At 60.9% G+C, this 24,184-nt stretch carries 27 protein-coding genes; 5 read left to right on the top strand and 22 right to left on the bottom strand.

The window, feature by feature from the left end:
- Positions 1–54 precede the first annotated feature (54 nt).
- The 7 genes from thiO to B2V21_RS05275 are packed head-to-tail and all read right to left on the bottom strand — an operon-like array spanning position 55 to position 6,823.
- Positions 55–1,155, bottom strand: coding sequence for a glycine oxidase ThiO (gene thiO / locus B2V21_RS05305; protein WP_286916236.1), 1,101 nt, complete (start codon positions 1,153–1,155; stop codon positions 55–57).
- 20 nt (positions 1,156–1,175) lie between these two features.
- The gene (locus B2V21_RS05300; protein ID WP_286916235.1) at positions 1,176–1,571 is read right to left on the bottom strand and encodes a type IV pilin protein; all 396 of its coding nucleotides are present in this window, start codon (positions 1,569–1,571) and stop codon (positions 1,176–1,178) included.
- Positions 1,572–1,579: 8 nt separating this feature from the next.
- Positions 1,580–4,642, bottom strand: coding sequence for a pilus assembly protein (locus B2V21_RS05295; protein ID WP_376787127.1), 3,063 nt, complete (start codon positions 4,640–4,642; stop codon positions 1,580–1,582).
- Positions 4,626–5,135 (bottom strand): pilus assembly PilX family protein, encoded by a 510-nt coding sequence (locus B2V21_RS05290; RefSeq protein WP_286916233.1) that lies wholly within the window; start codon positions 5,133–5,135, stop codon positions 4,626–4,628. Before B2V21_RS05290 ends, B2V21_RS05295 begins: the two co-directional genes overlap by 17 nt.
- A gap of 10 nt (positions 5,136–5,145) precedes the next feature.
- Positions 5,146–5,880, bottom strand: coding sequence for a PilW family protein (locus B2V21_RS05285; protein ID WP_286916232.1), 735 nt, complete (start codon positions 5,878–5,880; stop codon positions 5,146–5,148).
- Complete coding sequence (gene pilV / locus B2V21_RS05280; protein ID WP_414708360.1) at positions 5,877–6,359, bottom strand: type IV pilus modification protein PilV; 483 nt, start codon at positions 6,357–6,359, stop codon at positions 5,877–5,879. The genes B2V21_RS05285 and pilV overlap by 4 nt, the downstream gene beginning before the upstream one ends.
- Positions 6,350–6,823, bottom strand: a complete 474-nt coding sequence (locus B2V21_RS05275) for a GspH/FimT family pseudopilin (RefSeq protein WP_282349657.1) — start codon at positions 6,821–6,823, stop codon at positions 6,350–6,352. Before B2V21_RS05275 ends, pilV begins: the two co-directional genes overlap by 10 nt.
- Positions 6,824–6,946: 123 nt before the next feature.
- Here B2V21_RS05275 and B2V21_RS05270 point away from each other — a divergent pair, with 123 nt between their 5' ends.
- A complete protein-coding gene (locus B2V21_RS05270) occupies positions 6,947–7,456 on the top strand; it encodes a GspH/FimT family pseudopilin (RefSeq protein ID WP_286916230.1) in 510 nt (169 codons plus the stop codon).
- Here B2V21_RS05270 and ispH read toward each other — a convergent pair.
- The 6 genes from ispH to murJ all read right to left on the bottom strand — a co-directional run bounded on the left by ispH (position 7,449) and on the right by murJ (position 14,789).
- Positions 7,449–8,396, bottom strand: a complete 948-nt coding sequence (ispH, locus tag B2V21_RS05265) for a 4-hydroxy-3-methylbut-2-enyl diphosphate reductase (RefSeq protein ID WP_049860956.1) — start codon at positions 8,394–8,396, stop codon at positions 7,449–7,451. The genes B2V21_RS05270 and ispH overlap by 8 nt on opposite strands.
- 16 nt (positions 8,397–8,412) lie before the next feature.
- Positions 8,413–8,850 (bottom strand): FKBP-type peptidyl-prolyl cis-trans isomerase, encoded by a 438-nt coding sequence (locus B2V21_RS05260; RefSeq protein WP_043192809.1) that lies wholly within the window; start codon positions 8,848–8,850, stop codon positions 8,413–8,415.
- Complete coding sequence (gene lspA, locus B2V21_RS05255; protein WP_049860954.1) at positions 8,843–9,364, bottom strand: signal peptidase II; 522 nt, start codon at positions 9,362–9,364, stop codon at positions 8,843–8,845. The genes B2V21_RS05260 and lspA overlap by 8 nt, the downstream gene beginning before the upstream one ends.
- Positions 9,357–12,188 carry an isoleucine--tRNA ligase gene (gene ileS / locus B2V21_RS05250; protein ID WP_286916229.1) on the bottom strand — a complete coding sequence of 944 codons (2,832 nt, stop codon included), beginning with the start codon at positions 12,186–12,188 and terminating at the stop codon, positions 9,357–9,359. Before ileS ends, lspA begins: the two co-directional genes overlap by 8 nt.
- Before the next feature lie 15 nt (positions 12,189–12,203).
- Positions 12,204–13,139 carry a bifunctional riboflavin kinase/FAD synthetase gene (ribF, locus tag B2V21_RS05245; RefSeq protein ID WP_056844082.1) on the bottom strand — a complete coding sequence of 312 codons (936 nt, stop codon included), beginning with the start codon at positions 13,137–13,139 and terminating at the stop codon, positions 12,204–12,206.
- A gap of 111 nt (positions 13,140–13,250) precedes the next feature.
- Complete coding sequence (gene murJ / locus B2V21_RS05240) at positions 13,251–14,789, bottom strand: murein biosynthesis integral membrane protein MurJ (RefSeq protein WP_286916228.1); 1,539 nt, start codon at positions 14,787–14,789, stop codon at positions 13,251–13,253.
- Positions 14,790–15,041: 252 nt separating this feature from the next.
- On the opposite strand from murJ, the gene rpsT reads away from it, so the two are divergent.
- Entirely contained in the window at positions 15,042–15,320 is a 279-nt protein-coding gene (rpsT, locus tag B2V21_RS05235; protein WP_043192805.1) for a 30S ribosomal protein S20, read from the top strand.
- A gap of 158 nt (positions 15,321–15,478) precedes the next feature.
- Here the strand turns inward: rpsT and B2V21_RS05230 are convergent, their stop codons facing one another.
- The 5 genes from B2V21_RS05230 to rplU all read right to left on the bottom strand — a co-directional run bounded on the left by B2V21_RS05230 (position 15,479) and on the right by rplU (position 19,284).
- Complete coding sequence (locus tag B2V21_RS05230; RefSeq protein WP_056844081.1) at positions 15,479–15,940, bottom strand: CreA family protein; 462 nt, start codon at positions 15,938–15,940, stop codon at positions 15,479–15,481.
- Positions 15,941–15,959: 19 nt separating this feature from the next.
- The gene (gene proB / locus B2V21_RS05225; protein WP_056844287.1) at positions 15,960–17,078 is read right to left on the bottom strand and encodes a glutamate 5-kinase; all 1,119 of its coding nucleotides are present in this window, start codon (positions 17,076–17,078) and stop codon (positions 15,960–15,962) included.
- Between the two features lie 193 nt (positions 17,079–17,271).
- Positions 17,272–18,492: an Obg family GTPase CgtA gene (gene cgtA / locus B2V21_RS05220; protein ID WP_049860950.1), complete on the bottom strand. Its 1,221-nt coding sequence runs from the start codon at positions 18,490–18,492 to the stop codon at positions 17,272–17,274.
- Between the two features lie 185 nt (positions 18,493–18,677).
- Positions 18,678–18,935, bottom strand: coding sequence for a 50S ribosomal protein L27 (gene rpmA, locus B2V21_RS05215; RefSeq protein ID WP_008371588.1), 258 nt, complete (start codon positions 18,933–18,935; stop codon positions 18,678–18,680).
- Between the two features lie 34 nt (positions 18,936–18,969).
- Positions 18,970–19,284, bottom strand: coding sequence for a 50S ribosomal protein L21 (rplU, locus tag B2V21_RS05210; RefSeq protein ID WP_003176051.1), 315 nt, complete (start codon positions 19,282–19,284; stop codon positions 18,970–18,972).
- A 331-nt stretch (positions 19,285–19,615) separates the two neighbouring features.
- On the opposite strand from rplU, the gene B2V21_RS05205 reads away from it, so the two are divergent.
- From B2V21_RS05205 to B2V21_RS05195, 3 genes are all read left to right on the top strand, one after another.
- A complete protein-coding gene (locus B2V21_RS05205; protein WP_049860949.1) occupies positions 19,616–20,584 on the top strand; it encodes a polyprenyl synthetase family protein in 969 nt (322 codons plus the stop codon).
- Between the two features lie 148 nt (positions 20,585–20,732).
- Positions 20,733–21,074 carry a zinc ribbon domain-containing protein YjdM gene (locus B2V21_RS05200; RefSeq protein ID WP_056844078.1) on the top strand — a complete coding sequence of 114 codons (342 nt, stop codon included), beginning with the start codon at positions 20,733–20,735 and terminating at the stop codon, positions 21,072–21,074.
- A 142-nt stretch (positions 21,075–21,216) separates the two neighbouring features.
- Positions 21,217–21,459, top strand: coding sequence for a hypothetical protein (locus tag B2V21_RS05195; protein WP_043192798.1), 243 nt, complete (start codon positions 21,217–21,219; stop codon positions 21,457–21,459).
- A 269-nt stretch (positions 21,460–21,728) separates the two neighbouring features.
- Here the strand turns inward: B2V21_RS05195 and B2V21_RS05190 are convergent, their stop codons facing one another.
- From B2V21_RS05190 to B2V21_RS05175, 4 genes are all read right to left on the bottom strand, one after another.
- Positions 21,729–22,346 (bottom strand): FKBP-type peptidyl-prolyl cis-trans isomerase, encoded by a 618-nt coding sequence (locus tag B2V21_RS05190; RefSeq protein WP_049860939.1) that lies wholly within the window; start codon positions 22,344–22,346, stop codon positions 21,729–21,731.
- 141 nt (positions 22,347–22,487) lie between these two features.
- Entirely contained in the window at positions 22,488–22,976 is a 489-nt protein-coding gene (locus B2V21_RS05185; RefSeq protein ID WP_056844077.1) for a TIGR00645 family protein, read from the bottom strand.
- Between the two features lie 101 nt (positions 22,977–23,077).
- Positions 23,078–23,416, bottom strand: a complete 339-nt coding sequence (locus B2V21_RS05180) for a hypothetical protein (RefSeq protein WP_286916227.1) — start codon at positions 23,414–23,416, stop codon at positions 23,078–23,080.
- 151 nt (positions 23,417–23,567) lie between these two features.
- A partial coding sequence (locus B2V21_RS05175) for a S16 family serine protease (RefSeq protein WP_286916226.1) occupies positions 23,568–24,184 on the bottom strand: 617 nt, incomplete at its 5' end.

Genomic DNA, 24,184 nt, shown 5'->3' with positions numbered 1-24,184 from the left:
ACCGCGTGCACCGCCGACGCGGCTCGCGCCGCTGCTACAGGGTTTGTGGCGCTGTTATAGGTCGATTCGGTCCTGCGGTGCGTAAGGCGCTGGATCGATCACGGTGTCACGGCCCACCATCAAGTCCACCAGCAGACGACACGAAGCCGGCGCCAGCACCAGCCCGTTGCGGTAATGCCCGCAGTTCAGCCACAGACCCGGATGCCGCGGAAGCGGACCAATGAACGGCACCCCCTCCGGCGACCCCGGACGCAGCCCGGCCCACTGCCGCACCGGCGTGGCATCAGCCAAGGCTGGCAGCAGATCGACCGCCGAGGCCATCAGGCTGTCCAGCGCCTCCTGCGTTGGGGTCTTGTCGAAGCCCGCATGCTCCAGCGTGCTGCCAATCAAGATGTGCCCATCCCGGCGGGGAATCGCATAACGCCCCTTGGCCAGCACCATGCTCGGCAGAAAGTCGGCAGCGCACTTGTACAGAATCATCTGGCCCTTGACCGGCTCCACCGGCAAGCCGACACCCAAGGTCTGCAGCAACTCACCGCTCCACGCTCCCGCAGTCAGCACCACCTCATCGGCCAGCAGCTCGCCTTGTGCTGAATGCACACCGATCACACGCGGGCCATCCAGCACGAAACCCTGCACTTCACAGTGCTCACGCACGGTCACGTTGGGCATGGCGTTCAGCGCCGCTTTCAACGCCTTCACCAGCCGTGGATTGCGCACGTTGGCGACATCCGCCATGTAAATCGCCCGCTCGAACCCCGCCCCGAGCACCGGCACTGCGGCATAGGTAGAAAGGATATCCACAGCCGCCAGCGGCCGACGATTGCGCTCGGCCCAGGCCAACGCCTCGGCCTCATCCTCCAGGTCCAACCAGTACAAGCCGGTCGTGTGCACTTCAGGGTCGATGCCCGTCTCGGCAGCCAGACGCTGCCCCAGCTGTGGATAGAAATCCTGTGACCAATGCGCCAGGGCAGTGACTGCCGGGCTGTAGCGCCACGGATACAGCGGTGAAACGATACCGCCGCCCGCCCAGGACGACTCCTGGCCCACCGCGCTGCGATCGATCAAGGTGACGCGATCCACATGGGCGGCAAGGTTATAGGCTGTCAGCAGGCCAATGACACCGCCGCCGACAACCAGAACATGCTCAGACATCAAACGATTCCAAAGAAGGCTCAGCGGCCCCAGCAGGTGGCGGAAGTGGTGCCGGCGGCCATGCCGGTGTTGGTCCGCGCGCCGGTCTGGTTGATGACGAAACTGCCGCACTTGTCACCGACCATCATGGTGCCCGCCCTTGGCGCCGCCGTCAGGCTGAACGTGGTGGCGTCCTTTACCGTCACGATGTTGTACCAGGCATTACCCGCGACGTCTGCGACGTTGGCGTAGCTGCCGGTCCGAGTGAACCCCCTCTCGAAATTTTGTGCACCTTCGGCCAGTACCTGGCCGATCTCGACCCGATGGGTACGCTTCACGTACTCGGTGTAGCTGGGGTAGGCGATGGCGGCGAGGATGCCGACGATGGCGACTACGATCATCAATTCGATAAGGGTAAAGCCTTGTTGCCTGCGCATACGAACACTCATTGTCGTTGTTGCCACATGATACGGCGGTTGATGTTGCTGCCGGGATCGGTGACACCTCCGCTAGGCCCCTGCCCGCTATCACCGGTGTTCGGCGTCTGAATGCCCACCATATCGTTGCCGGCGGCATCCTGGTAGGTCACAAAGGATGCCGTATTGACCAGACCGCCGGAAATGATCAGGCCCGAAGTCGACTCCAACCCTCCGAAAATATTGAAGTTGGTGATCCGCTGACCAGACTCGGCATCCACTTCCATCAACTTGCTGGAACCCGCGCTGGAGCAGGGATCGGTCGTGTCCAGAATCGCCGTCGTGAAGTACACACGCCCATCGAGTAGCAGCGCGGGATACAACACTCGCTCGCCGGTGGCCGTGGTGCCATAAGTCAGCGGCATGTACCACCCCTTGCGCGTGTTGTAATCCACCGTGTTCTGGCTGGTATAGACTTTGTTGCCAGTGATGTTGGTGATGGTCTGGCGTTGTAATGAAGACTCAGTGTAGTTGGCGGTTGAACCGTTGGCGTCGACGATTGCATAGAAGGCCTGAGTGGCAGTCGTAGTCTTATCAGCTACTTCGTTGAGCTTCCCAGTACCGAAGAAAATGATCTGCCGGCCTTGGGTATAGCTGCCAATGGTAGGCTGTGCGGTAATCGGCTGACTTGCCCCGCCGGAAGCGGTAAACAATGGCGAACCGGAAAAGCCCACGGCACCGTTCGTAGTGCTGGTGAAATCGAACTTCCACATGCGGCCCTTGAGGTCGCCACCATAGGCATATTGCACGACTCCTTGGCTATTGACCTCCAGCGCCACGGAGGACAAACCGTTATCGGTTTCTCCCGGAACGACCACAGGCGTTTGAATCTCACTGATCAGCTGCCCGTTGGACACATCAACGACAAACAACGAAGCTCGCCCAGAAGTACTGCCATAACCATTGGAGATGAAGGCGGCCCATTTACCATTACTCAAACGGGCAACTTCAGGCTTGCCGTAGGCATAGCCAATGTTGCTGAAGTTTGCGGTGGTGTTCGAAATCTCCCAAAGCGCTCGGACCGCGTTGCTGCCAGCTTGAAACAACTGCAGCGCGTAGTAAGTCCGTCCGCCGGCGCCCACCCCACCCAAGGCAAGCGTCCGCCAAGAGGTGCCTATCTGCGCATCGGCAACCGTCAGCTGGCCATCGTTGAGAAACTTGTGGCCTGTACCATTGATGTAAGTGGGGTCGGCTACATAACGCAAATTGGACAGCGTACTGGAGGGCAGATAGGCGTATCGGCGCGTCCCATCGGTGTTGAGCACGCTTGTCATGCCATCGTTGCTGCCAACGACAAGGCTGGGGGACATGGTTGAAGCCTTGGTGTCCAGGTACTGGGTGTAGCTGAAATCACCTTTGGTATCCGTGGCCGAAATGGCGAATGGCGACGCATAGACCAACGGCGAGTTGATGATATCGCCGAGCAACACCGAGCGAACCTTCAAGCCTGTCTTGTTGGTCCCTTTAGTCCACTCCACCAGATCATTGTTGGAAACACCACTGGGCAGGCCCGTAGCGAGCGTAGCCTGCTGCGCAGGGGAAAAATTCCCCAGCGCCAGGGTAATCGGCAGAGCCGTGGTGGTATTGAAGGACTGGAACGTGGTGCTGCCAGCCGAAGTGACTTTGCTGTCGGTCGACCATAACACGGTGGAAGTAGGCGAGCCCGTGGCGTCCAGGCCGTAGGCACGAACCGTTCCGCGCCAGTCGGTTGGATCGTAAAACGTTTGGTAATACTGGCTGGACGCAGTCAGGTTCACCGAGTTGACGGTGGCTCCGCCACCGGAACCTGCCTTGGAGGCGATGTCGTTAAGCGCGGCGGTCAACGCGGTACTCAGCCCGGCAGCATCGGTTGCCTGGTAATACTTACCTTGGCCATAAAGCTCGGCGGCATCCCTGAGCATCTGGTTATTGGCCGCAAAACCTACCGTATAGGTAGACATGTTCTGCTTGGGAAAATCTGCCGCATCCCAACTTTTCCCAGCAGCATCAGTGCCGCCTGAGCGCATGTCGATGTCGTAGGCAAATTTCGCTATGTCGTCGAGATAAAGCGTATCGCCCTCGCCGTCGCCGTTGAGGTTGTCTCCATCATTGGCGCTATTGCCGTCCCAGTTCGGGAGGCGAGAGCCGCCCAGTGGATCATTATTAGGAAACGTACGATCGTAGGTCGGCAGACCATCGGTAATGACCACGCCATAGTTCTTCTGACAACGGTATTGGATCGGGCTCGTGTAGGTGCTTGGCGTACTGTTGTAATAAGGCGTTAGGCCCCTGAAGTAGCGCGTGATCTCGTAGTAGGTTTCTGCCAATGGCGTGTTGGCGATGGAGCCCAAGTCGTCAATCGCACTCTGCAGTGCTCTGTAGTTGGCAGGGCCTGCCGACGTGGTGGTGCTGATATCAGCGACGTTGCGCGATATGAAACCGCCGGGGCCAGAGTCGCCCGAGCGCGGCGGATTGAAAGTCGCCAAACCGATGCGCAACGTCCGATTGGCATCGACGATCGCAGAAGCTGCAGCGCGCGCCACGTTGATGCGATAGTCCTGTGGAATCGAGTTATCGGTATAGTTTTTAGTTGTTGTACCACTGGGCAACTGATCGATGAGGTACGAAATGTACCGGGCCGAATAGCGAGTGTTGCCGTTGCCTACCGGGTCGGGTAGGCGAAGGCAGTACTTGACTCCGTTGGGACGCAGAAAGCCGGAATAATTCAGGGAACAAGCCCCTTGTCGGAACGAGCTGTAGAACAGGTTCTCGTTATCCATGTCGACGTTGTAATACTGGTTGCAGGAGTTGCTGTACCCACAAATGTAAATCTGGGTACGTGTCACGGACTGATCGAACCCGGTGGCACGAATGAGGTTATCCATACTGCCGGAATCGTCCACCAGCAACATGACGTTAGGCGCAACCGATCCTGAACTCAGCAGAGGCGAGTCAGAGGGCGTGAATGCATATAATGGCGCGCTGACATACAGACCAGCCAGCAGGCCCAGCACGAGTTTGAACATGTCGTGCCTACTACTTCTGCTTGGCATAAATACTCTCCAACACGGTGCGCGAAGTCCCCTGGATACCCACCCCGGTGATGCGATACAGCTCGTAGTATGTTTTCTGGGTATTGATCGGCAGCCCACTGGCGATGATCGCTGGGTTATTGGTAGTGCCCACCTTTTGAATCGCGTAATAGCCCTGTCCGGACTGAGTCCACACCACACCGTTGGCCGCACTGTAAGTGTTAGTACCTATCGTGCCGGCCGTAGTGGGTGGCGCACAGGTGGCAGCATCTTGGCAGAAGCCCAGCGTATAGGCGGCGGGCTTGACGGTGTTTTCGCCGAGACGAAGCATGGCTTCGGCTATCTGGAAAGACCCATTGCGCAAGGTGACGCTGCCCGCCATCTTTTCCTGCAAGGTGGCATTCTGCATAGACGAGACGCCTATCAAAGTCAGCAGCAACAGAAACACCAGGCAGACCACCAGCGTCATGCCTTGTTGCCTGCCTGAATAAGGATCAGCGGATCGATACATCATGAGCGCCTCGTCACAGCAGCCGATTCCTCAGCGCAATTACTGTATTGAATGTTCGGGTTTGCGCGCGCGAGTTTGGCGCAGCAGCCTGATCCGCCACTTGCAGACTGATACGCACACTGCGAATGAGGTCGTAGTTGGTGGGGGTAGCTACATAGGTGCTGGCGTTGGGGTTGGCTGCTGATGAGGCCATGCCGAAGGTCACATCGAACGCCAATACGTTGCCGATCAACGGTTGTACATCCGTCGCTACGTTACCCGACCTGACCTGATTGCTGCTGAAGGTGTAGACGATGCGTCGTATCGGAATAACCTGTTGACCAACGACCGCAGCAGGCATGTCCGCTGGTACGTAAGCCGTCGAAAAACTGCGGCAGTCTGTAAGAATGTTCCAGTCGGCATTGGTACCGTTATTGCCCACGTCAGCGGTGATCAGCGTAAGAATCACGCTGTTGTTGGCGCCACGGGTAATGGTAATCGGCGCAGCATAGGCGGCTGTGAAGTCTTTGGTAGGCGTGCTGTCGAGCGGATTTGCCTGGCAGCCAAAAAACCCTGTCATGCGGATTTCCTGGGCCATCTTGCTCATCAGAAAGCGTCCATCTTCCTGAATGTTCGCTGCGGCATTCTGGCTTTGATAGGTATTTCTGGCCGCAAGAAATATCTGGGTGACGCCCAGCACGATGACCAGACCCAACGTCATGGCGACCATGAGCTCTATGAGGCCGATGCCTCGAGATGAGCGTCTCATTTGATCCCCTTATCGATGGCCACGCGACTCGTCAATGTGAACGTCTGCAGGCCATCGCCGTTGCTCTGTACACCGGAGACGCTCGCCGCGTTGGTCGCACGCACATCGCTCCATTGCAGGGTGATGGTGACGACGCGGTTGTTTACAGCGATGCTGCTGCCGGCACTGACCCCGCCGATGGCTTTGGCATTCGCGGCGAAGTCGGCGAGGTCTTGTGCTCGGGTATCGTTGGTGTTGCCCGTTGGCGCAGCATCAAGGTTGGCCAGCGCATAGTTGCCGTCCGGGTTGGCCCTGATGCGGTCCATCATGTCGTAGGCGATGAAGCTGGCTTGACTGGTAAGCGCCGAACTGTCGGTAAACTTGAGAGCGTTGAGCTGCAAGGCTGCAGCTCCCAGCAGACCGATGCCCATGATCAGCAGCGAAACCAGAACCTCGATCAGGCTGACTCCTGTTTGCCCAATGCGCATGTTCATGGACAAGTGCCCCCTAGTATCACCCGCCCGTTAATGCAAACACCGATGGCCTTGGTGAAGGTGCCTCGGACATAGGAAAACGCCACTGCCGTGACTGGGTTGGCCATCGCGCCCAAATTGTTGTACTCGATGTTGGCAATGTTCTTGGGTGTAACGACAGCTGCCGTTGCCATGGGTGCGATCACTCGCAATGCCGGGTTGGTTACTGCACCTGCGTTGACGACCTGAATATCGAGACGACTCGTCCAGTCGTTCGCAGTGGAAGGCGTAACACGTACGCTTACACCCCTGTTGATCGCCTCGAGCCGCGCATAGTTGAGTGCCCGATACAAGTCCGTGGATTCAGTGTCCGCTTTGGTGTTGTTCATCAAGGTAACGAACGATGGAATCCCCACGGTCACCAGGATGGCCAGCACCGCGATCGTCACCATCAGCTCGACCAGCGTAAACCCCTTGTAACCATGCCGCATTGGACGCCTCCCCCAGGAGCACTGACTATAAACCAGCGCTCGCGCAGTTCGCTGGGCGCACAGGATATACGGTTGTTCTAGAGGGATCAGCGCCTGTTGCACAGAAACCCAGGGAGGGTTGGCATGGACAGCAAGGGAGTGACATTGGTGGAGCTGGTGGTAGTGCTGGCAGTGGTGGGGATATTGGGGGCGATTGCCGTGCCAGCCTTACACAGCCTGTTGCAGGAGCAGCAAGGAAAAATGGTGGCACAGGAACTGGCGCAAACGCTTCGTACCGCTCGTCTTGAAGCCATCCTTCGGCATAGTCCCGTCGTGGTGAGAGCCTCCCGCGAAGGTTGGGGGCACGGCTGGACAACCTTGATTGATAGACGCGGCTTGAGGCTCCACGCTCACAAGCTGGATGGCAAAGTCCCTATCGTCGGCAATAGATGGGTACGCGAGGAGGTGCGCTTCAACAGCTTCGGTGCACCTGCGGGGGTAGGACGTCAATCAAATCTGGGATCGTTGTTCATATGCGACCCGAAGCGTCTCAAGCTGCGTTGGCGTGTGGTAATCAGCTGGGCCGGCAGGGTCAGGATTACCGATAAGCCGGATCCTGACAGTGCCAACCTGTGCACCCGATGGCCTAGGTAATCGCCTTGACCCGCAATTCCTTGGGCATCGAGAACGTGATGTTCTCCGGCCGGCCGATCAGTTCGTCGGCACCGGTCGCGCCCCAGGCATGCAGTTGCTCGATGACGCCGCGCACCAGCACTTCGGGTGCCGAGGCGCCGGCGGTGATGCCGATGCGCTGCACGCCGTCGAACCAGCCTTGCTGCATGTCTTCGGCGCCGTCGATCAGGTACGCCGGGGTGGACATGCGTTCGGCCAGCTCACGCAGGCGGTTGGAGTTGGAGCTGTTCGGACTGCCGACCACCAGCACAACGTCGCACTCGTCGGCCAGGATCTTGACCGCGTCCTGACGGTTTTGCGTGGCGTAGCAGATGTCGTCCTTGCGCGGTCCGCCGATGGCCGGGAAGCGCGCACGCAATGCGTCGATGACCCGGCTGGTGTCGTCCATCGACAACGTCGTCTGGGTGACGAAGGCGAGGTTTTCCGGATTGACGACCTTCAGGTTGGCCACGTCTTCCTCGTCTTCGACCAGGTAGATGGCGCCTCCGTTGCTGGCGTCGTACTGGCCCATGGTGCCTTCCACTTCCGGGTGTCCGGCGTGGCCGATGAGAATGCACTCACGTCCGTCGCGGCTGTAGCGGGCCACTTCGATGTGCACCTTGGTGACCAGCGGGCAGGTCGCGTCGAACACCTTGAGCCCGCGTCCGGCCGCTTCCTGACGCACGGCCTGGGAGACGCCATGGGCGCTGAAGATGACGATGACGTCGTCGGGCACCTGGTCGAGTTCATCGACGAAGATGGCACCACGGTTGCGCAGGTCTTCGACCACGAACTTGTTGTGCACCACTTCGTGACGGACGTAGATCGGTGCGCCGAAGACTTCCAGCGCGCGGTTGACGATCTCGATCGCTCGGTCCACACCCGCGCAGAAGCCGCGGGGATTGGCGAGTTTGATTTGCATGCTTGCCTCGGTGCCCTTAAAGGGCCGTGACCGAAAGAATTTCCACCTCGAAGGTCAGGGTCTTGCCTGCCAGGGGGTGGTTGAAGTCTACCGTCACTTCACGGTCGTCGAATGCCTTCACCACGCCCGGAAGCTCGGTGTTGGCGGCGTCGTTGAAGATCACCAGCAACCCTTCGGACAACTCCATGCCCTCGAACTGCGATGCCGGCATGACCTGCACGTTCTGCGGGTTGGGCTGGCCGAAAGCGTTTTCCGGCAGCACCTTGACGGTGCGTCGGTCGCCGGCCTTGAAGCCGAACAGGGCCGCTTCGAAGCCTGGCAACAGGTTGCCGTCGCCGACCTTGAAAGTCGCCGGCGACTTGTCGAATGTGCTGTCGACGGTATCACCGTTTTCCAGGTGCAGGGCGAAGTGCAGGGTCACTTCGGTGTTTTCCCTGATTCGCTGTTCAGTCATGCACCGCTTCTCCGCTTTTCTTGCTCTTGAACATATCCAACGCCAGCATGATCGCACCGACGGTGATGGCACTGTCGGCCAGGTTGAACGCCGGGAAACGCCAGCGATCCTGCCAATGCACCAGAATGAAATCGACCACGTGGCCCAGCACGACGCGGTCGAACAGGTTGCCTACCGCCCCGCCCAGTACCAGCGCCAGGGCAATTGCCAGCCAGGTGTCGCCGCGGCCCAGACGCTTGAGCCACACCACCAGCACCACACTGACCACCACGGCGATCAGGGTGAACAGCCAGCGCTGCCAGCCGCCGCTGTCAGCCAGGAAGCTGAAGGCGGCGCCGGTGTTGTAGGCAAGGGTCCAGCTGAGCAGGTCGGGAATGACCACGATCTGCTCATACATCTGCAGGTTGCCGTCGAAATAGAACTTGGTGGCCTGGTCCAGCGCCATGACCAGCACGCTGAGCCACAGCCACTTCAAGTGACCGTAGCGACCGAAAGACGCCGACGAATCAGGCATAGTGGCGCACCTCGCCATCACCGCTGATGTTGTCGACGCAGCGACCGCAGATTTCCGGATGCTCGGGGTTCACGCCCACGTCATCGCGGAAGTGCCAGCAACGCGCGCATTTGACGCCACCCGACTTGACTACCTTGAGCTTCAGGCCCGCCACATCGGTGACCACCGCATCGGCCGGAGCCTGAGCGAACGGCGCCAGGGTGGCGCCCGAGGTGATCAGCACGAAGCGCAGCTCGTTGCCCAGTTTGGCCAGGTCGGTGTTCAGAGCGTCTTCGCTGTACAGCGTCACTTCGGCCTGCAGGTTGCCGCCGATGGCCTTGGCCGCGCGCTGGTTTTCCATTTCCTTGTTGACCGCAGTCTTCACCGCCATCACCCGCTCCCAGTAGGCACGGTCCAGCTCGAAGCCCTCGGGCAGCTCGCTCAGGCCCTGGTACCAGGTGTTGAGCATCACCGACTCATTGCGCTCGCCGGGCAGGTACTGCCACAGCTCGTCGGCGGTGAACGCCAGGATCGGTGCGATCCAGCGCACCAGCGCCTCGCTGATATGGTACAGCGCGGTCTGGCAGGAGCGACGGGCGACGCTGTTGGCGCCGGTGGTGTACTGACGGTCCTTGATGATGTCGAGGTAGAAACCCCCCAGCTCCTGCACGCAGAAGTTGTGCACCTTGGAGTAGACGTTCCAGAAACGGTACTCGCCGTAATGCTCTTCCAGTTCGCGCTGCAGCAGCAGAGCACGGTCCACGGCCCAGCGGTCGAGGGCGATCATCTGATCGGCTGGCAGCAGGTCAGTGGCCGGGTTGAAGCCGCTGAGGTTCGAGAGCAGGAAGCGTGCGGTGTTGCGGATGCGACGATAGGCATCGGCACTGCGCTGCAGGATGGTATCCGACACGGCCATTTCGCCCGAATAGTCGGTGGCCGAAACCCACAGACGCATGATGTCGGCGCCTAGGGTGTCGTTGACCTTCTGCGGGGCGATGACGTTGCCCAGCGACTTGGACATCTTGCGGCCGTTCTCGTCCACGGTGAAACCGTGGGTCAGCAGCTCGCGGTAAGGCGCGTGGTTGTCGATGGCGCAACCGGTCAGCAACGAGGAATGGAACCAGCCACGGTGCTGGTCGGAACCTTCCAGGTACAGGTCGGCGCGCGGGCCGCTTTCATGACCCATCGGGTGCGAGCCGCGCAGCACGTGCCAGTGGGTGGTGCCCGAGTCGAACCAGACGTCCAGCGTGTCGCTGATCTTGTCGTAGTTGGCCGCCTCGTCGCCCAGCAGCTCGGCCGGGTCCATCTTGAACCAGGCTTCGATGCCTTCGACTTCGACGCGCTTGGCCACCTCTTCCATCAGCTCTACGGTGCGCGGGTGCAGTTCACCGGTGGCCTTGTCGAGGAAAAACGGGATCGGCACGCCCCAGGTGCGCTGGCGCGAGATGCACCAGTCGGGACGGTTGGCGATCATCGAGTGCAGGCGCGCCTGCCCCCAGGCCGGGACGAACTTGGTGTCTTCGATGGCTTTCACCGCGCGTTCGCGCAGGGTGTCGCCTTCGACCGGCGGTTTGTCCATGCCCACGAACCACTGCGCGGTGGCGCGGTAGATCAGCGGGGTCTTGTGACGCCAGCAGTGCATGTAGCTGTGGCTGACCACTTCGGTGTGCATCAGCGCGCCGACTTCGACCAGCTTGTCGACGATGTTCTGGTTGGCCTTGAAGATGAACTGGCCACCGAAGAACGGCAGCGATTCGACGTACACGCCGTTGCTCTGCACCGGGCTGATGATGTCGTCGTTGGTCAGACCGTATTGCTTGCTGGTGACGAAGTCGTCGACACCATAGGCCGGGGCGCTGTGCACCACGCCCGTCCCGGCACCCAGCTCGACGTAGTCGGCCAGGTACACCGGCGACAGACGATCGTAGAACGGATGACGGAAGTTGATCAGCTCCAGCTTGGCGCCCACGGTGGTGGCGACGACCGAGCCTTGCAGGTTGTAGCGGGCCAGGCTGCTTTCCACCAGTTCTTCGGCGAGCACCAGCAGGCGGTCACCGACGTCGACCAGCGCGTAGGTGATTTCGGGATGCACGTTGAGCGCCTGGTTGGCCGGGATGGTCCACGGGGTGGTGGTCCAGATCACGATGCTGGCCGGTTTCTCCAGGCCTGGCAGACCGAAGGCATCGGCCAGCGCTTGCTGATCGGCGATCGGGAAGGCGACGTCGATGGTCGGCGATTTCTTGTCGGCATACTCGACCTCGGCCTCGGCCAGGGCCGAACCGCAGTCGAAGCACCAGTTCACCGGCTTCAGACCCTTGAACACGAAACCGTTGCGGACCATTTCCGCCAGGGCGCGGATCTCGCCGGCCTCGTTGGTGAAGTTCATGGTCTTGTACGGGTTGGCCCAGTCGCCTAGCACGCCCAGACGGATGAACTCGGCTTTCTGGCCTTCGATCTGCTCGCTGGCATAGGCACGGCACAGTTCGCGGGTCTTGTCGCCGCCCAGGTTCTTGCCGTGGGTGACCTCGACCTTGTGCTCGATCGGCAGGCCATGGCAGTCCCAGCCCGGCACGTACGGCGCATCGAAGCCGGCCAGGGTCTTGGAACGGATGATCATGTCCTTGAGGATCTTGTTGACCGCATGACCGATGTGAATATTGCCGTTGGCATAGGGCGGGCCGTCGTGCAGGACGAACTTGGGACGGTCCTTGCCAATTTCGCGAAGCTTCTGGTACAGGCCAATGCTGTCCCAGCGCTGCAGAGTTTGCGGCTCGCGCTGGGGCAGGCCGGCCTTCATTGGGAAGGCGGTGTCCGGAAGGTTTAGCGTGGCTTTGTAGTCGGTCATTTCAGGCTCTTCAATTTAAGCGGTTGGCTTGGCCCAGTGGGCACGCGCGGCGGCGACATCCGCATCGATCGCCGACTTCAGCGCCTCCAGCGAGGCGAAACGCTGCTCATCACGCAGCTTGTGGTGGAACGCCACCGTTAAATGCCGGCCATAGAGGTCACCGGCAAAGTCCAGCAAATGCACTTCCAGGTGGGCACTGCCATCACCTGCAACGGTTGGCCGCACGCCTATGTTGGCGACTCCCGGCCAGGTCTTGCCATCGATGTCGACACTCACCAGGTAGACCCCGGTCAGCGGCACGCGACGGCGCTTGAGTTGCACATTGGCAGTGGGCCAGCCCAGTTGGCGGGCCAGCTTCTGCCCATGCAGGACCCTTCCTTCGATGCAGAAGGGTCGGCCGAGCAGTTGCTCGGCACGTTCGAAATCGGCCGCCGCCAAGGCCTTGCGGACCTGGGTGCTGCTCACCCGCTGGCCGTCCAGTTCAACGGTCTGCGCCGCCTCGACGGTGAAGCCTTGAAGGCTGCCGGCCTGGGTCAGGAAATCGAAGTCCCCTGCCCGGTCGCAGCCGAAACGAAAGTCGTCGCCGACTTCCAGATGCTTCACGCCCAGGCCGTCGATCAGGATGGTGTCGACGAACTCCGAGGCGCTGAGCTGGCTCAGGCGCTTGTTGAAAGCCAGGCACAGCACCAGGTCGACCTGTTCGTCGGCCAGCAGCTGCACCTTGTCGCGCAACCGGGCCAGGCGGGCCGGCGCGGTCTGCGGACTGAAGTATTCGCGCGGCTGGGGCTCGAAGATCACCACGCAGCTGGGCACGCCCAACTCACGGGCACGCTCGCGCAGCCGCGCCAGGATAGCCTGATGGCCGCGGTGGACACCGTCGAAATTGCCAATGGTGGCGGCGCAGCCCCGATGCTGGGGCCGCAGATTGTGAAGGCCTCGAACCAGCTGCATAACGCGCTTCTTGCTCATAAAGTGGTCGATTATAACCATACCCACGCGCCGACGACAGGCAACAGCGTGCTTGGATGTTCGCTAATGCACAAAACCGCTGGAATCCAAGGATCAGGCCAGCCCGCGGCGGGCGAAGTCCTTGAGGCGGAAGCCCATGGCCAACAACATTCCGAAATACACTAGCACGCCTGTCAACACCAGCAGCCCCAGGCGCAGGAAGCGTTCGAGCATCTGGCCGTCAGCCCATGCCGGCATGTACTGCAGCAATACCAGCAAGGCGGCGGCCATGGCCAGCACGGCGATGCCCAGCTTGCATAAAAAGACGGTCCAGCCGGGTTGCGGCTGAAACAGGTCCTGCTGGCGCAGCTTCCAATACAGCAGCCCGGCGTTCAGGCAGGCACCCAGGCTGATGGCCAGCGCCAGGCCAGCGTGCTGCAGGTGGCTGATGAACATCAGGTTGAAGACCTGCGTGGCCACCAGCGTAAAGAGGGCGATCCTTACCGGTGTACGGATGTTCTGCTGGGCATAGAAACCCGGCGCCAGCACCTTGATCAGGATGATGCCCAGCAGACCGATGGAATAGGCGATCAGCGCGCGCTGGGTCATGGCCGCATCCAGCGCGGTAAATTTACCGTACTGGAACAGGGCCACGGTCAACGGCTCGGCGAGCAATGCCAGGGCCACGGCGCAAGGCAGCACCAGCACGAAGCACAGACGCAGCCCCCAGTCGAGGATGCGCGAGTACTCATGGCGGTCCTTGTTGGCGTAGGTCTTGGAAAGGGTCGGCAACAGAATGGTACCCAGCGCCACCCCCAGCACCCCCGAAGGCAGCTCCATCAGACGGTCGGCGTAGTACATCCACGAGACCGAGCCTGCTACCAGAAAAGAGGCAAAGATGGTGTTGATGATCAGCGATATCTGGCTGACCGACACCCCGAGAATGGCCGGCAGCATCTGCTTCATCACGCGCACCGCGCCGGTGTCGCGCAGACTCAGACGCGGCAGTACCAGCAGGCCGAGTCGTTTCAGATGCGGCAGTTGATACAGCAGCTGCGCCAGTCCGCCCGCCAGGACCGCCCAGCCGAGCGCCATCACCGGCGGATCGAAATACGGCGTGAGGAACAGCGCGAACAGGATCATCGACACGTTGAGCAGCGTAGGCGTGAAGGCCGGCACCGAAAAGCGGTTGTAGGTATTGAGGATCGCACCGACGAAGGACGACAGCGAGATCAGCAATATATAAGGAAAGGTCACCCGCAGAAGGTCGGTGGTGAGATGGAATTTCTCCGGCGTGTCGGCGAAGCCTGGCGCGGTGGCCCAGATGACCCAGGGTGCGGCCAGGATCCCGGCCACCGTGACCAGCGCCAGGGCCAGGGTCAACAGGCCGGCGACGTAGGCAATGAAGGTACGCGTGGCCTCCTCGCCCTGCTGGTTCTTGTACTCGGCGAGAATCGGCACGAAGGCCTGGGAGAACGCGCCCTCGGCGAAGATCCGGCGCAACAGGTTCGGCAGCTTGAAGGCGATGAAAAAGGCGTCGGTGGCCATGCCGGCGCCGAAGATGCGCGCAATGATGGTGTCGCGGATGAAGCCCAGCACCCGCGAAACCATGGTGATGGAGCTGACCGCGGCCAGGGATTTGAGTAGATTCATCGAAAGTTTTTCATGCCCGTTGACGAAGAGCAGGCCCATATCCGGCCCAGGTGTGCGATACTCCGCGCCGCATCAGCAGGCAGAGCCAAAACCTCGCGAGTGTACAGGTCACGGGCCAGAAGTGAATCACTTCGACACCGACCGACCACTTAGCGGATCGTTTCACGTACCCTTGACAACCAACTCGTTGATGGGCATGATTCGCGGCCTTATTTGTTTGCTATTTCAAAAAGTCTTTCGAGGAGCTCGACGGTGGCCAACTCACCTTCCGCCAAAAAACGTGCAAAACAGGCTGAGAAGCGTCGCAGCCACAACGCCAGCCTGCGTTCCATGGTTCGCACCTACATCAAGAATGTAGTCAAAGCCATCGACGCAAAAGACGCCGAAAAAGCACAAGCTGCTTATGTTCTGGCCGTGCCAGTTATCGACCGTATGGCCGATAAAGGCATCATCCACAAGAACAAGGCTGCTCGTCACAAAGGCCGTCTGAATGGCCACATCAAAGCACTGAACCAGGCTGCTGCTGCCTGATCAGCTGTACGATGTAGAAAAAGCCGACCTCAGGGTCGGCTTTTTTGTGCCTGTATGAAAGAGGCAATATCGATGTGGCCCCTTTCGCGGCCGATGACCGCTCCTACGGTGGTGCGTATCCGTAGGAGCGGTTATCGGTCGCGAAAGGCACATCGCAATTATTCGGTGGTCCAGGGACGAATGGGGATGGCGGTCACGGCGTTCTGCGGGCTGCCTTCGATCATGCGGTCGCTGTAGACCAGGTACACAAGGGCGTTGCGCTTCTTGTCGTGAAAGCGCACCACCTGCATGGTCTTGAACACCAGCGACGTGCGCTCCTTGAACACCTCCTCGCCTTCCTTCAAGTTGTCCGGCAACTGGATCGGCCCGACCTGACGACAGGCGATGGACGCCTCAGCGCGGTCTTCGGCCAAGCCCAGACCACCTTTCACCCCGCCCGTCTTGGCCCGCGACAGGTAGCAGGTCACACCCGGCACCTTGGGGTCATCGAATGCTTCGACGACGATCCGATCATTGGGACCGACAACCTTGAACACCGTGGACACCTGACCGATTTCCTCGGCATTCGCCAGCATCGGTAAGCACAATAGGGTGGCCGCGAAAGCCTTGAGCACATTCATCGAAACGTTCCTGTAGGGGTCAAACGAGGATCAGGTTGTCGCGGTGTACCAGCTCGGGCTCGGCCATGTAGCCCAGCAAGCGCTCGATGACGTCCGACGACTGACCGATGATTTTCTGTGCTTCGAGCGCACTGTAGTTGGCCAGGCCGCGGGCGACTTCGCGACCATCCGGCGCCACGCACACTACCATCTCACCGCGCCTGAAGCTGCCCTGCACCACTTTCACGCCCACCGGCAGCAGACTCTTGTGGCCACCGGTCAGGGCCTGCACGGCCCCGTCGTCGAGCACCAGAGTGCCACGAGTCTGCAGATGCCCGGCGAGCCACTGCTTGCGCGCAGCCAGCATTTCACGCTCGGGCGACAGCAGCGTACCCAGGCGCTCACCGGCCTTGAGCCGATCGAGCACACGCTCGATACGACCACCGACGATCACCGTGTGCGCTCCGGAGCGCGCAGCCAGGCGCGCGGCGCGCAACTTGGTCTGCATGCCGCCGCGACCCAGCGCACCGCCGGTACCACCGGCGACGGCGTCGAGCGACGGGTCGTCGGCGCGCGCTTCGAAGATCAGTTGGGCATCGGGATTGGTGCGCGGGTCGGCATCGAACATGCCGTCGCGATCGGTGAGAATGACCAACAGGTCCGCTTCCACCAGGTTGGCCACCAGAGCAGCCAGGGTGTCGTTGTCACCGAAGCGGATCTCGTCGGTGACCACGGTATCGTTTTCGTTGATGACCGGCACCACGCCCAGCTCGACCAGCGTACGCAGCGTGCTGCGCGCATTGAGGTAGCGCTTGCGATCGGACAGGTCGTCGTGGGTCAGGAGAATCTGGGCGGTGTGCCGGCCATGCTCGGCGAAGCTCGACTCCCAGGCCTGCACCAGACCCATCTGGCCGATAGCCGCAGCCGCCTGCAATTCGTGCATGCCGCTGGGGCGCTTGGCCCAGCCGAGGCGACTCATGCCGGCCGCCACTGCACCCGAAGACACCAGTACCAACTCGACCCCGGCGTTGTGCAAAGCAACCATCTGCTCGACCCATACGCCCATCGCCGCGCGATCCAGCCCCTTGCCGTCCGCGGTCAGCAGCGCACTGCCGATCTTCACGACCCAGCGCTGCGCGCCCGTCACCTTGCTCCGCATCATCTGCCAACCTTTGCCCGGTAGAAAAACAAAAACGCCGCTCATGGTGAGCGGCGTTTAGTTTAACACTGGAGATCACTGTGGGAGCGGTCATCGGCCGCGAAGAAGACACCGTGGAGTGCCAGGCACACCGCGGTGCGCCCTTCGCGGCCGCGGACCGCTCCTACAGGAGCGGAACCTGCACCCATGCGCACTAGTCGCGGACGTAGATGATTTCCGGGCCGTCCTCGGCGTCTTCTTCGTCCCAGTCGTCGTCATCGCCGATGTCGTGGACGCTCTTCACGCCGCTGCGACGCAGCGCGCGCTGGTCGTCCAGCGCCTGCAGCTGGGCGCGCGCTTCGTCTTCGATGCGCTGATCGAGCTCGGCCAGCTCGTCGGCATAGCCCGGATCGCGGGCCAGACGGTCGGCACGGTCTTCCAGGTAGCGCATGATGTCGCGACTCAGACGCTCGGTACCTTCCTTGGCGATGGCCGAGATCACATAGACCGGACCTTCCCACTCCAGGCGATCGACGATCTCCTTGACGCGCTCTTCGTGCTCTTCTTCCAGGATCTGGTCGCACTTGTTGAGCACCAGCCAACGCTCGCGCTCGGCCAGTGACGGGCTGAATTTGACCAGTTCGTTGACGATCACTTCGGCGGCGTCGGCAGCACTGGTTTCATCCAGCGGCGCCATGTCGACCAGATGCAGCAGAATGCGGGTACGCGCCAGATGCTTGAGGAAGCGGATGCCCAGACCGGCACCATGGGAAGCCCCCTCGATCAGGCCCGGAATGTCGGCCACGACGAAGCTCTTCCAGCGGTCGACACTCACCACGCCCAGGTTGGGGACCAGAGTGGTGAACGGGTAATCGGCCACCTTGGGCTTGGCTGCAGACACCGAGCGAATAAAGGTGCTTTTACCGGCATTGGGCAGACCCAGCAGACCGACGTCAGCCAGCACTTTCATCTCCAGCTTGAGATCGCGCTGCTCGCCTGGCTTGCCTGGGCTGGTCTGGCGCGGTGCACGGTTGGTGCTGGATTTGAATCGGGTGTTGCCCAGGCCGTGCCAGCCACCATGGGCCACGAGCAGGCGCTGACCAGCCTTGACCAGGTCACCGATGACTTCCTGAGTGGAGGCGTCGATCACCGTGGTACCTACCGGCACGCGCAACTCCAGGTCTTCACCCTTCTTGCCGGTGCAGTCGGTGCTGCCGCCGTTGGCGCCGCGCTCGGCATCGAAGTGACGGGTATAACGGTAGTCGACCAGGGTGTTGAGGTTTTCGTCGGCGATCATGTAGATCGAGCCGCCATCACCACCGTCGCCGCCGTTGGGGCCGCCATTCTCGATGAATTTTTCGCGGCGAAAACTCATGCAGCCGTTGCCACCATCACCCGCCTTCACGCGGATGGACACTTCATCTACAAACTTCATTAAAAATACGCCTCTCGCCGCCAGGGCGAGCCAATGAACCTGAAACGTAAGGCTCTTGCAAAAATGAGCGCGGCAAACCCGTCAATGACTCACGTACCGACAGCCCATGCAAACCTTTGCAAGAGACTCACTCCATAAACGAAAAAGCCCCGTCGCAAGACAGGGCTTCTCCAGCGACGTCGCGATTAGGCTGCGACAACGCTCACGTAACGACGACCGAAGGCGCCCTTTACTTCGAACTTGATCACGCCTGCGACTTTCGCGAACAGGGTGTGATCTTTACCCATGCCAACGCCGTAGCCAGCGTGGAATTGGGTGCCGCGCTGACGCACGATGATGTTGCCTGGGATGATAGCCTGGCCGCCATACATCTTCACGCCAAGGCGTTTGGCTTCTGAGTCGCGACCGTTACGGGTACTACCACCAGCTTTTTTGTGTGCCATGAGTCAATTCTCCTAGTGAGGAATTAGGCTGAAATTACGCCTGAATACCGGTGATTTTGATCTCGGTGTACCACTGGCGGTGGCCCATGCGCTTCATGTGGTGCTTACGACGACGGAACTTGATGATGCGGACCTTATCGTGACGACCTTGGGAAATCACTTCAGCCACAACGGTAGCGCCGGCAACCACTGGAGCGCCGATGTTCACGTCGTCGCCATTGGCGACCAACAGAACGCGATCAAAGGTAACGGATTCGCCGGTGGCGATTTCCAGTTTTTCGATCTTCAGGTATTCACCTGGGGCGACCTTGTATTGCTTGCCACCGGTAACGATTACTGCGTACGACATGGTATTTCTCCGATAATCCTGCTCACCCAGCTCTTTATAAGTAGAGTGTCGGCTGGCATGGCTGCATGGGTTGGAACGCCCCAAATGCAATTGCGTAAGGCAGGTGCTGCCCAGGAAGTTCAGGGTGCGCGATTGTACGCAAGCCATGAACCGCTGACAAGAGGCCGCCAGTCGCCCGAACGGTTGGGCGCTGCGGGCAAAACGATGCCGCCGCAGGTTCACGACCAGCTTCCTGCCCGGCATACGGGCGCTGCAGGCCACGGACGCGCCTTGACACGCTCCAACCCGCGTCCTAGCATGCCGCGCAACCCTTCTGGAGCGACTCTCGCTGATGCAACCCCAAGCTTTCTACCGCGCGGTGGCGGACGATTTCAGCGCCGTCGACGAGATCATCAAGAAGCAGCTGACCTCGCGTGTGCCGCTGGTATCGACGATCAGCGACTATATTACCTCCTCCGGAGGCAAGCGCCTGCGCCCGCTGCTGGTGTTGCTCGCTGGCAAAGCCCTGGGCCATCAAAGCGATGACCTGCGCCTGCTGGCGGCCACCATCGAGCTGCTGCACACCTCGACCCTGCTGCACGATGACGTGGTCGACATGTCCGGCATGCGTCGCGGCCGCTCCACCGCCAACGCCAAGTGGGGAAATGCTCCGAGCGTGCTGGTCGGCGACTTCCTCTATTCGCGCTCCTTCGAAATGATGGTCGAGCTGGGCTCGATGTCGGTGATGAAGATTCTTTCACACGCCACGCGCATCATCGCCGAGGGCGAAGTGCTGCAGTTGTCCAAGGTACGGGACGCCAGCACCACCGAAGAGATCTACATGGAAGTGATCCGCGGCAAGACTGCGATGCTCTTCGAAGCTTCGGCGCACAGTGCTGCAGCGCTCACCGGCGCCAGCGCCGAACAGTGCGAGGCGCTGCGCACGTTTGGCGACCACCTGGGTGTGGCGTTCCAGCTGGTCGACGACCTGCTCGATTATCGCGGCGACGCCGAGACCCTGGGCAAGAACGTGGGTGACGACCTGGCGGAGGGCAAGCCGACCTTGCCGCTGATCTACACCATGCGCGAAGGTAACGCCGAACAGGCCGCGCTGGTGCGGCAGGCAATCCAGAAAGGCGGGATCGAGGATCTGGAACGCATCCGTGTGGCGGTCGAGGACTGCGGGGCCCTGGATTACACCGCGCGTCTGGCCCGCGATTATGTGGCCAAGGCCATTGCCCAGCTCGAAGTGCTGCCTGCCAGCCAGTATCGGGATGCATTGATCGAGCTCAGCGAGTTTGCGGTGGCGCGTACGCACTGATTCGGTGGTGCGCCCTTCGCGGGCAGAGGGCTCGCCGCCCGCCCCGCTCCCACAACTGCCCCTCTCTGCGGTAGCCCTTTCCTACAAGGGCTTCGCCTGCAAAAACCCTATATACTGCGTGCCTTTATTCTCTACCTCGAGGAATCTCGTGAGCACGCTGCCGCCCTGCCCCAAATGCCAATCCGAATACACCTACGAAGACGGCACCCAGCTGATCTGCCCTGAATGCAGCCATGAATGGTCGGCAACCGGCGAAGAAAGTGCCGACGGCGATGCCTTGGTAATCAAGGATTCGGTGGGCAACGTTTTGGCTGACGGTGACACCATCACCGTGATCAAGGACCTCAAGGTCAAGGGCTCTTCGCTGGTGGTCAAGGTCGGTACCAAGGTGAAGAACATTCGCCTGTGCGACGGTGACCATGATATCGATTGCAAGATCGATGGCATCGGCGCCATGAAGCTCAAGTCCGAGTTCGTGCGCAAGGTCTGACGTCCAGCCCGACCAGCGGTCCGAGCCGTCGTGAGGCGGCCGGCATGGCTTTCAGGGGCGCAATGCCCGGCGATGGCAAATAGTCTCTTGCTATTATTTGAATAAGAATTATTCTCATTGAAACCTTTCAAGGAGAATTGCCATGACCTATCTGATCGACGCCTGGCTGGACCGCCCACATCCCTACCTGCGCATCCTGCATCGTGATACTGGCGAAGTCTGTGCCGTGCTCGGCGAAGACGCGTTGGATGAACTGCGTGATCAGGGGGATCTGGATCTGCATGGTTTGAGCTCCAGCGAGCCTGTGGTGTTGAAGGAGTTGGTGCGCAACCTCTTTCTGTTCTGCTACGCCCGCGCATTGCGGCCAATGGGGGAATTGCATTGAGGGTGCGGGGTGTCTGAGGGAACGCATGTACCGCCGACGCGGCTTGCGCCGCTGCTACAGGGGTACGCGTGAAGCGGGGAATCGTGGTGGGGTGGGGATCGCGATGGGGTCGGAAGCGGCTTGCGCCGCTGCTACAGGGGGATGCGTGAGGCGGGGGATCGCGATGGGGCGGACGCGGCTTGCGCCGCTGCTACAGGAGCGCGTGTCTGTGTAGCAGCGGCGCGAGCCGCGTCGGCGGTCGTGCGGTGCCTCTGGATTACCCCGAGGCGTTACAGGACTTCCAGCAGTTCCACGTCGAACACCAGCACGCTGTGTGGCGGGATGCTACCGACGCCTTGGGCGCCGTAGGCCAGTTCGCTAGGAACGTGCACGCGCCATTTGCTGCCGGCAGGCATCAGTTGCAGGGCTTCGGTCCAGCCAGCGATCACGCCGTTGACCGGGAACTCGGCCGGCTCGCCACGGTTGTAGGAGCTGTCGAACACAGTGCCGTCGGTCAGGGTGCCGTGGTAGTGAACGCGCACGGTGCTGTCGCCGGACGGCTTGCTGCCTTCGCCGGTGCTCAGCACTTCGTACTGCAGGCCACTGGCCGTGGTGGTGATTTCGGCACGCTTGGCATTTTCTGCCAGGTACGCCTTGCCTTCGCCTGCTGCGGCTTCGGCCTTGGCCTGCTGCTCGGCCTGCATGATCTCGCGGATGACCTTGAAGCTGGCATTCAGCTCTTCTTCGCTCACACGGCTCTCATGGCCACGGAACGCGTCGGTCAGGCCAACCAGAATGGCTTCCAGGCTTACGCCCGGTGGCGGGTTGTCGCGCAGCTGGCCGCCCAACTGGCGGCCAATGCCATAGCTCACGCGGGTTTCGTCGGTCGACAATTGTACTTCGGACATCACACTGCTCCGCTGCGGGGCCGCGCCAGGGTCTTCATGCGGGGATGAAGGGCGCGCCCGGATAAAAGGGCGAGCAGACTAGCACACTGCGTGCCCGCACTTCAGCAGCGCGGGCTGTGCCAGCGCGCGGCACAGGTGGCCTCAGTGCTTGGTCAGCTTGTCCAGATAGCCCATGGCGAAGGCCGAGACGACGAAGGTCATGTGGATGATCACGTACCACATCAGGTACTGCGGCTCGATGTTCTTGGCATCCATGAACACGCGCAACAGGTGGATGGAGGAAATGGCAACGATCGAGGCGGCTACCTTCATCTTCAGGGAAGAGGAATCCATCTTGCCCAGCCAGCTGAGCTTCTCTACGCCATCTTCGATGTCCAGCTGCGAAACGAAGTTCTCATAGCCGGAAATCATCACCATCACCAGCAGACCGCCCACCAGCGCCATGTCGATGAGCGAGAGCAGCACCAGAATCACTTCGGATTCGGCCATGGCGAAGATGTTGGGCAGGACGTGGAAGATTTCCTGGAAGAATTTCAGGGCCAGCGCCAGCAGTCCCAGCGACAGGCCGACGTAGATCGGCGCCAGCAACCAGCGCGAGGCGTACATGGTTTTTTCGATGAAGCGTTCCATTGAGGCTCACAGGGTGGTGGAAATTGGAGCCGATTATAGCCACGCCCATGACAAATCACGACGTGCGACGGTGTGTCGCAGCCGTGTGCTATGCAGGCAGGTCAGTGTTCAGGGAGCCGGTAGCGAACGCTCGGCGTGCCACGAAGCCCATTGAGTGCGCGCAACTGGCGTTGCAGGTGCACGGCCCACATCTGTGGGTCATCGCTGAGGCTGTAACCGTGCAGCGTCAGGCTGTCGACGATGGCTTCCAGCACCGCTTCGGCAGCCAGCGGGCCATGGAAAGGGCCTTGCGCCTTGAGTGCGCTGGGTTGCTCACCCGCCATCCCGGCAGCGAACAACAGCGTCCACAGGCCATTCTCTCCCGCCAGTGGGCGAACACTGCATTCGATCCGGGTCATCAGGCCCAGGCATTGACGGTTGAGGCTCAGGCTGCGGGCCATGGCCACCCTCCTCTGGCATACATCATTGCCCCGTAGAGCCGGGGGCGGCTCGCGAGGGATCATGATTGGAGCATAGAAGGGATTGACCGCTGGCCCTGGTTCAGCTGACGGGTGGCTCTGCCCGCCAGCTGTCCCGTGACCCTACAGGGATCTACACCGTCGGCCGGACCTCGACCAGCTCTTCCAGCGCCTGTTCCTTTTCAGCTTCCTTGAGGTCTTCTTCGCTGATCATTTCCGCAATGACCCGCAGCCGCTCCACCACACGGGCGTTGATGCTGCCCTCGGGGAACGCGCCGTTCTCGTCAGGCTCACCGGCAGGCTCGCCCGCCAGCAGGCTCAGCGCCTCGTCGGCCTGGCGCACGGCGTAGACGTGGAACTTGCCGTCGCGCACCGCCTGCAGGACCTTTTCGTCGAGCATCAGTGTGGCCACGTTGGCCTGGGGAATGATTGCGCCCTGCTCGCCGGTCAGGCCACGGGCCTCGCACAGACGGAAGAAGCCCTCGATCTTCTCGTTGACGCCTCCCACAGCCTGCACTTCACCGAACTGATTGATCGAGCCGGTGATCGCGAAACACTGCTTGAGCGGCATCTTCGACAGCGCCGAGATCAAGGTGCAGGCCTCGCCCAGAGACGCGCTGTCGCCATCCACGTACCCGTAGGACTGCTCCAAGGCGATGCTGGCAGAAATGGCCAGGGGAAACTCCTGCGCGTAGCGGCTGCCCAGGTAGCCGGTGAGGATCATCACGCCCTTGGAGTGGATCGGCTGGC

This window comes from Pseudomonas sp. UBA6276 (assembly GCF_002438365.1).
Classification (GTDB): Bacteria; Pseudomonadota; Gammaproteobacteria; order Pseudomonadales; family Pseudomonadaceae; genus Aquipseudomonas; species Aquipseudomonas coleopterorum.
The sequence above is the reverse complement of the archived record's forward strand: the minus strand, read 5'-3'. Positions and strand labels throughout refer to the sequence as shown.